This is a genomic window from Streptomyces sp. NPDC050508 (assembly GCF_040655155.1).
Classification (GTDB): domain Bacteria; phylum Actinomycetota; class Actinomycetes; order Streptomycetales; family Streptomycetaceae; genus Streptomyces.
The window spans coordinates 180,957-187,203 of the sequence record NZ_JBFAJJ010000018.1; the positions used below are offsets into that span (position 1 = coordinate 180,957).

At 65.5% G+C, this 6,247-nt stretch carries 6 protein-coding genes and 2 pseudogenes; 4 read left to right on the forward strand and 4 right to left on the reverse strand.

Going from position 1 to position 6,247, the window contains the following annotated elements; all coding sequences use genetic code 11:
* Positions 1–2: 2 nt before the first annotated feature.
* The 3 genes from AB0I69_RS39110 to AB0I69_RS39120 all read right to left on the reverse strand — a co-directional run bounded on the left by AB0I69_RS39110 (position 3) and on the right by AB0I69_RS39120 (position 2,549).
* Positions 3–764: a class I SAM-dependent methyltransferase gene (locus tag AB0I69_RS39110; protein ID WP_363100512.1), complete on the reverse strand. Its 762-nt coding sequence runs from the start codon at positions 762–764 to the stop codon at positions 3–5.
* A 344-nt stretch (positions 765–1,108) separates the two neighbouring features.
* Complete coding sequence (locus tag AB0I69_RS39115; RefSeq protein ID WP_363100513.1) at positions 1,109–1,636, reverse strand: DinB family protein; 528 nt, start codon at positions 1,634–1,636, stop codon at positions 1,109–1,111.
* A gap of 163 nt (positions 1,637–1,799) precedes the next feature.
* Complete coding sequence (locus AB0I69_RS39120) at positions 1,800–2,549, reverse strand: transposase family protein (protein ID WP_363100514.1); 750 nt, start codon at positions 2,547–2,549, stop codon at positions 1,800–1,802.
* Between the two features lie 333 nt (positions 2,550–2,882).
* Here AB0I69_RS39120 and AB0I69_RS39125 point away from each other — a divergent pair.
* From AB0I69_RS39125 to AB0I69_RS39135, 3 genes and pseudogenes are all read left to right on the forward strand, one after another.
* Positions 2,883–3,074, forward strand: a pseudogene (locus AB0I69_RS39125) (aminoglycoside phosphotransferase family protein); the annotation flags it as partial.
* Positions 3,075–3,285: 211 nt separating this feature from the next.
* Positions 3,286–3,702: a hypothetical protein gene (locus AB0I69_RS39130; protein WP_363100515.1), complete on the forward strand. Its 417-nt coding sequence runs from the start codon at positions 3,286–3,288 to the stop codon at positions 3,700–3,702.
* On the forward strand, positions 3,695–4,465 hold the full coding sequence (locus tag AB0I69_RS39135) for a hypothetical protein (protein WP_363100516.1): 771 nt from the start codon (positions 3,695–3,697) through the stop codon (positions 4,463–4,465). Before AB0I69_RS39130 ends, AB0I69_RS39135 begins: the two co-directional genes overlap by 8 nt.
* 41 nt (positions 4,466–4,506) lie before the next feature.
* Here AB0I69_RS39135 and AB0I69_RS39140 read toward each other — a convergent pair.
* Positions 4,507–5,257 (reverse strand): annotated as a pseudogene (locus AB0I69_RS39140) (hypothetical protein); the annotation flags it as partial.
* 210 nt (positions 5,258–5,467) lie between these two features.
* On the opposite strand from AB0I69_RS39140, the gene AB0I69_RS39145 reads away from it, so the two are divergent.
* Positions 5,468–6,157, forward strand: coding sequence for a G1 family glutamic endopeptidase (locus AB0I69_RS39145; protein WP_363100517.1), 690 nt, complete (start codon positions 5,468–5,470; stop codon positions 6,155–6,157).
* Positions 6,158–6,247: the final 90 nt, after the last annotated feature.

Sequence of the window (6,247 nt, forward strand, 5' to 3'; positions counted from 1 at the left end):
GGTCAGGGGCAGAGCGCCACCAGGAGATCGACCACGTAGGTCTCCTCCACCTCCTCGCGGGGAAAAATCCTGCCCAGCCGCTCACGCTCATCGATGAAAAACGTATGGCGGGCGGCCTCTTCAAGGACGAGGAATGCAGAGCGGCTGCCAATGTTGGCGAGATGCATGTCCAAAGAGACGGTGCGGCTCCAGCGCACCTGACGGCGCGCCACCCTCAACCCTGTCAGCCCCGCCAACCGGATGGCATCAGTGTCCGAAGGACGCACCGCAGACCTTGGCGTCACCCCGCAGTGGCGCGCGATGCGCTCGTGCTGCTCACGGATCCACGGCACGTCGAAGGCCGTGGTGTTCCACCAGATCGCCAGCGCACCTCCCGCTCGCAGGACACGCAACGCCTCCGGGACGGACCGACCGGTGTCGGTCCACTGCCAGGACTGCGCATACGTGATGAGGTCGCAGGAAGCCCCAGCCAGCGGCAGAGCATTACCGTCACCCCGCACGACCGGCACCCTCGGGAGCGCCTTGTGAAACTCACCGGCCATGGCCTCACCCGGCTCCACGGCAATCACATCGGCACCGCGCTCCCGCAGCAGCGCGCTGGCGATTCCGGTACCCGCGCCGACATCGACGACCCGGGCACCCGCCAGACGACAGCATGTGAACTCCTCGATGAAGTCAAAGAGCGCGGCTGGATAAGCAGGTCGACTCGCCGCGTACTGCGCCGCGGCTCCATCGAACGACTGGGCGCGAGAGCTGGCGGTCATACCCTCATCATCGCTTTCCCGTACCAAACATTTGACCACCACCAACCCCATTGATCATTTCCGGCCACAGCGGGAGCGACACGGTCCGAGGCGAAGAGGCCGACCATGTGCAGCGACTGCTCGTACTGGAGGGCGTCTGAAAGTCTGTCAGCGGGAAGTTGCCTGGTTGCGGGGTGGTGGTGCACGTTCGGCCAGTTGCCGGCAGGTCTTCCGCTCGACGCCGGGCCGTGGCCCGCGCCTGCCTGCTCGGGCTTCAGGAGTCCACGCAACCCCCGATGATCACGCGGTGGTCGTACTCGTTCCCGGCCGACCCTGACACGAGGTCATGAAGCTGGACCGCAGTGCTAGGTCAGGACCAACCAGCGCCGGCCGTCGATGAGCTCTCGTGCCGCATCGAGGTGGCCGGCGTGGCATGCGGTCTCGGTGATGACGTGCAACAGGACGTCGCGCAGGGTGTGCAGGTGCGGTTCGCCGAACAGATCGTGAGGCCACCAGGCCAGGGCGGCGTCAGCGGGGGTGGTGGCGATGATGGCGTCGGAGAGCTCTGCCTCCTGCCGGTATCCGTCGAGCACGTCGACGGCCCGCGCTTCCGGAACCACGTTCCAGGCTTCGTCGCCGCTCGTCAGGCCGCGGATGATCTCCTCGTCCCCGGCGACAACCGCACGGAACCAGAAACGCTCAACGTCGAGCGCGAGGTGCTGGACCAGCCCCAGGCAGTGCCATCCGGACGGCAGCACCGGCCGTCGTAGAACCTCGGCGTCGAGCCCGTCAAGGATGCCGAGAACGTGGCGGCGCTGCCCGGCCAAGACCCGAAGAAGCGCCCTGACCTCATTGTCCGGAGCCGTTTCGCTCGTATTTTCGGTCACGGGCACCCAGGATTCCCCAACTTCTGCGGTCATGCGGGGAGTTCTCCGAATCCACGACACACAATCAACGGCAGGCCAACGCAAGCGTGGATGCGAGCGGCACCCGACAACATCTGCCGCTCCAGGGACGCGTCGCCGTGACGACTTCATGAGCGGCCAGTGAGCTTCTTCAGCGTTGCCGCTCCAGGGTGAGGATGGCTTTGGCGATTGACGTCATGCGGTTTGGGCTGCATCGGGATCTGCGGAAGATCTGCCAGGACTTCAGGCGTGCGACGCCGCGTTCGACCGGTGCCCGTGCCGCGGCCAGGGCCCGGTTGAGGGTCTTCTCGGTGAGGGTGAGTTCCTGCAGGGGCCTGCGTTTGATGCCCGTGGTCACCCAGGGGCCGCCGCCCTGGTAGGCGAGGTCGGCCAGGATGGGGACGCCCTGGCGCTCGCAGATGCGGATGATCCGGTGGGTGCGGGCAGCGGTCAGGTCGTGAGCCCGGCCGGGCAATGCGGGCGAGAGCCACAGCAGCCGGCCAGCCGGGTCGGTGACCACCTGCACGTTCACCCCGTGCCGGCGGTGTTTGTGGGAATAGTCGGCCCGTCCGTCGCCGACCCGGTCGCATTCGGCGAGCGTGCCGTCCAGCAGGACGAAGTCCACATCGGCCTCGCGCAGGACTTTCAGCAGGCCCGGCGCACGGTCGGCGAGCAGGCGGATGACCGTGCTGGTGTAGGCGTGGGCGGTGGACTCGCTGATCCCGAACCCGGCAGCGATCTTCGCCAGGGTCGTGTGTTCGCGCAGGTACACCAGTGCCACTATCGCGCGCTGGGACGGGCGGAGCTTGCAGCGCCGGTCACCCTCACGGGTGACGATGAGCATCGTGACCCACTCCACGAGCGCATGGGGCAGGTCGAGTGCGGCAGGATAGATGACCAACGAGGCCCCCGAGCAGCGTGGTTGAGACGTCAGACATCTCGATCAACAGCTCGGGGGCCTCGCTCGTTGCGCTTCATGGACCGTCACCTGATCGGTGGCCAACTCGAAGAAGCTCAATCAACGGCAGGCCAACGCAAGCGTGGATGCGAGCGGCACCCGACAACATCTGCCGCTCCAGGGACGCGTCGCCGTGACGACTTCATGAGCGGCCAGTGATGCGGGCCGGTCCGAATTGCGCAGAGACCGGGTGGCCGAGGCAGCACAAAGGGTGCTCCGTTGTCTTGTGATTCGACCGGCCTCGAAAGGCTGGTTCGTCCCGGTGGCTCTTGTGCTGAGTACGCCGAGTTCGTTCACCGATACGGCTTCGACCTGATGAACTGGCCCGGCTACGAGACCTTGGCGGATCTCCGCGAACTGATGATGGTGTCCTGGCTCGGCCACCAGGTCGTCAGCAGCGAGCGTTCTGCGGGGGAGTTCGCGCGGCGCGTGCGGTCACTGCGTACTGGCGAGGGGCGAGACGCCTGATGGCCTTTCTGAGGGAGCGCTCTGCGAGCCTTCGCCCGCGGGCGAGTAGCAATGGCGAGCACCAGAGATGCGGATCTTGAGTCCGAATAGTGCCCTCGGATCAAGCATCCGCAAAAGATCACAAGAGGTTCCGGGTCATTACCTTCCCGGACAAACTCCCACTCTGGAATGCTGGGCTGAACGAGTTGCAAGCATTGCCCAGGGGGAGGCCATGCAGTGGACGACATGCATCAGTTGTGGCGCACTGGGCGGCCTTGTCGTGGAGATCGTGGTCTTCTACGGGCGCATCGCGGCGTGGCAAGCGGCCCGCCATCGCGCCCTGTCGAAAAACAAGACGAGAGATCAGCTACCACCGCTCGGCAAGTATATCGACGCACCTTCCGATGCGCTGGCGGCCCTCACTCGGCTCTCCCTCGGCGCAAGCGCAGGGTGGATCTTTTCTCCTCAACTGACCGGAGTATTCGCAGCGGTTGCGGTGGGAGCATCAGCTCCGGCGTTGCTGCGGCAACTCGGCAGCGCGAAGACCATCCAAGCGGCGATCAACGGAAGTCGCTCCGCCGTTGTGGCCCTGGAGCCGGCACAGCAGTCCACCACCTTGCCGGATGGGGCGGAGGTCGGCCATGAGTAATCTCCGTCAACGCTATTGGGCGTCACTGACCGATTCCAGGGGTGACAACCTTGAATCTCTGGATCACTTCATCGAACACGGGCGACGCAAAGACCGGCCCCTGTGGCGCCGATACCTTGCCTCGTTGTTCGACATCGAACTGACTGGAAAAGACTCGGCCGGCAACTCGAAGTACAGTCCGATCACCGAAGTCCGGAGCATCGTCGTTCCCGTCCGTAGGAGCTGGCTGGCCATCGCCGCATCTGTGCTCCTGGTCTTCGGTGCCGGATTCGGCACCTCGTTTTTCCTGAGCGACCAGAGGGCATCGGCGTCGCCCGTGGTCATCGGTGCCGCGCCCACGCTGCCCGCGGGGGCACTCAAGGAGGCTGGAGGGTTCGCGTGGGTTCCGCCCAAGGGCTGGGAGCGGGTGCTGGCGAGCGGCACTGAGATTCACTACATCTCCCCAGAAGGCAATCAGGAACTCGTGGCCAAGTCCTCGCTGGCCCGGGGCAACCTGATGCAGACATGGCAGGCCTCAGAGCAGAACGCCTCCCAGGCCGAGAGCTATCGAAGGATCAGTTTTCTAAGGGCAACTTTCCGCGGCTGGCCCGCGGTCGTCTGGGAATACAGCTTCACCTTGGAAGGGGTGAGCTGGCACGCCCTGCTCCTCAGCTTCGATGCCTACGGAAAGTCCTACCAGGTCAACACCTGGTACCAGCCCAAAACAGGGGTCCAGGCGCTCAAGATCTACAGTGTGGTGAAGGACAGTTTCACCGTGCTCTGAACTTCCCGGATCATTCTGTGAGATGAAAGGCAGAAACTGAATTGGGCCTCGGAGGCCACCCACAACCTGTGTTCGTGGGCCTGTTCCGCGAGGTCACGCTGCCGCTTGTAGCCGCGAGATTCTGCCGGAACTCGGCTACGTAGTTGACACACCGGGCGGACTTGAGTTGCTCCCCGAGATCGAGGGCATCGAGCGCGACTCGACACGTCTCCTCGATGTCTCCCGCAGATGAGCATCGGCGAGGACCATCGTCGCGAAGAAGTCGCTGCGCACGTGATTGCCGCTCATGGCGTTCTCGGCGTGAGCAACGGCCTGGCGGGCGCTGTTGACGTCACGGAAGCAGTGCGCGGCCTCGGCGGCAAGCTCGGTCTCGTCGAAGTAGCTGATCCACTCGGGCTCGTCGTCGCTGTTGCGGCTCTCCAGTGCCCGCGTGGCTGCGCTCAAAGCGGCTTCGCAGGCTCCTACGTCGCCGGTTCGGGCAAGAGCGCGGGCTTCCATGACGTGGAACTGGGCGCGCAGGGTCGGGGTAGCCACTGGGAAGATGCCCATGAGTACGGCCCGAGCGAGTGTTGCGGCCTGGGTAAAGCGGCCGAGGAATGTCGCCTGGTGACTCATGGCGGGGAGGACGCTCCCGGCGAGCCGGCGGTCGTCGGCGTCCTGGGCCAGTCGGAGGGCCTGGAGGAAGTACCGCTGCGCCAAGCCATGGCGGCAGGCGTCGTAGGACATCCAACCGGCCAGGAGAGTTGCCTCGGCCACGGTGGAGAACAGGGCCCGCCCAACCTGCTGGGTGTGCGACTGACTGACACAGCCCACACGCCCCTCACCTCGCCCCCTACGCAGAAGACGCGTCGCACGCATAGGCGATATCTCGTTCAGCCGGACGGCTCCTGACGAAGAGTGGTCGCGGGCGGGATTGGGACGGAATGATGGCAGACCCGGCGGCGGGAGCCGACCGTCGTCGAGCCCTCCGCCCCTCCCAGGGAGCACTCATTGTTAAGACGCATGTGCATCTTCCTCGCCTCGCTCGTCCTCGCCGCCGCGTCCGTGCTGATCTCGGCGAGCGCCGCGAGCGCGGCCACCGTGCGAACCGCCAACTGGTCCGGGTACGCCGCCGCCGGCGCCCACAACCTCGTCCAGGCCACCTGGGTGCAGCCGACGGTCAGCTGCACCTCCGGCAGCCAGTACTCCAGCGTCTGGGTGGGCCTGGACGGCTACAACAGCAGCACCGTCGAGGAGATCGGTACCGAGGCCGACTGCTCGAACGGCACCCCGGTGTACTACGCCTGGTACCAGTTCTACCCGAATCAGCGGCACACCTTCAGCCACCCCGTTCACCCTGGCGACGAGCTGACCGCCATCTCGCACTACAACGCCGTCCTCAACTCCTACGACATGGGGATCCTGGACTACACCGGGAGTTGGTCGGAGCACCCGTCCGGCGCGGCCTCGGGCCCGCCGCCCAGTTCCGCCGAGGTCATCGTGGGGCTGCCCCCCTGTGACAGCGGTTGCATCCAGCCGCTGGCGAACTTCGGCACCGTCTCCATCCAGGAAGCCCTGGTCAACGCTACCTCGCTCGCCGCCGCCAACCCGTCGCAGATCGTCATGGTCACCGGCGCGGGCCAGAACAAGGACACCGTCAGCGCGCTGAGCAACGGCACCGATTTCAGCGCCACCTGGGTCAGGGCCGGCTAGTGTCCTGAGTCGTTAGTTCGCTTGCGGTTGTAGGGTGGGTTGATGCCTGGCCCGAAGCCGTTGCCGCTGGAGTTGTCCGATCACGAACGC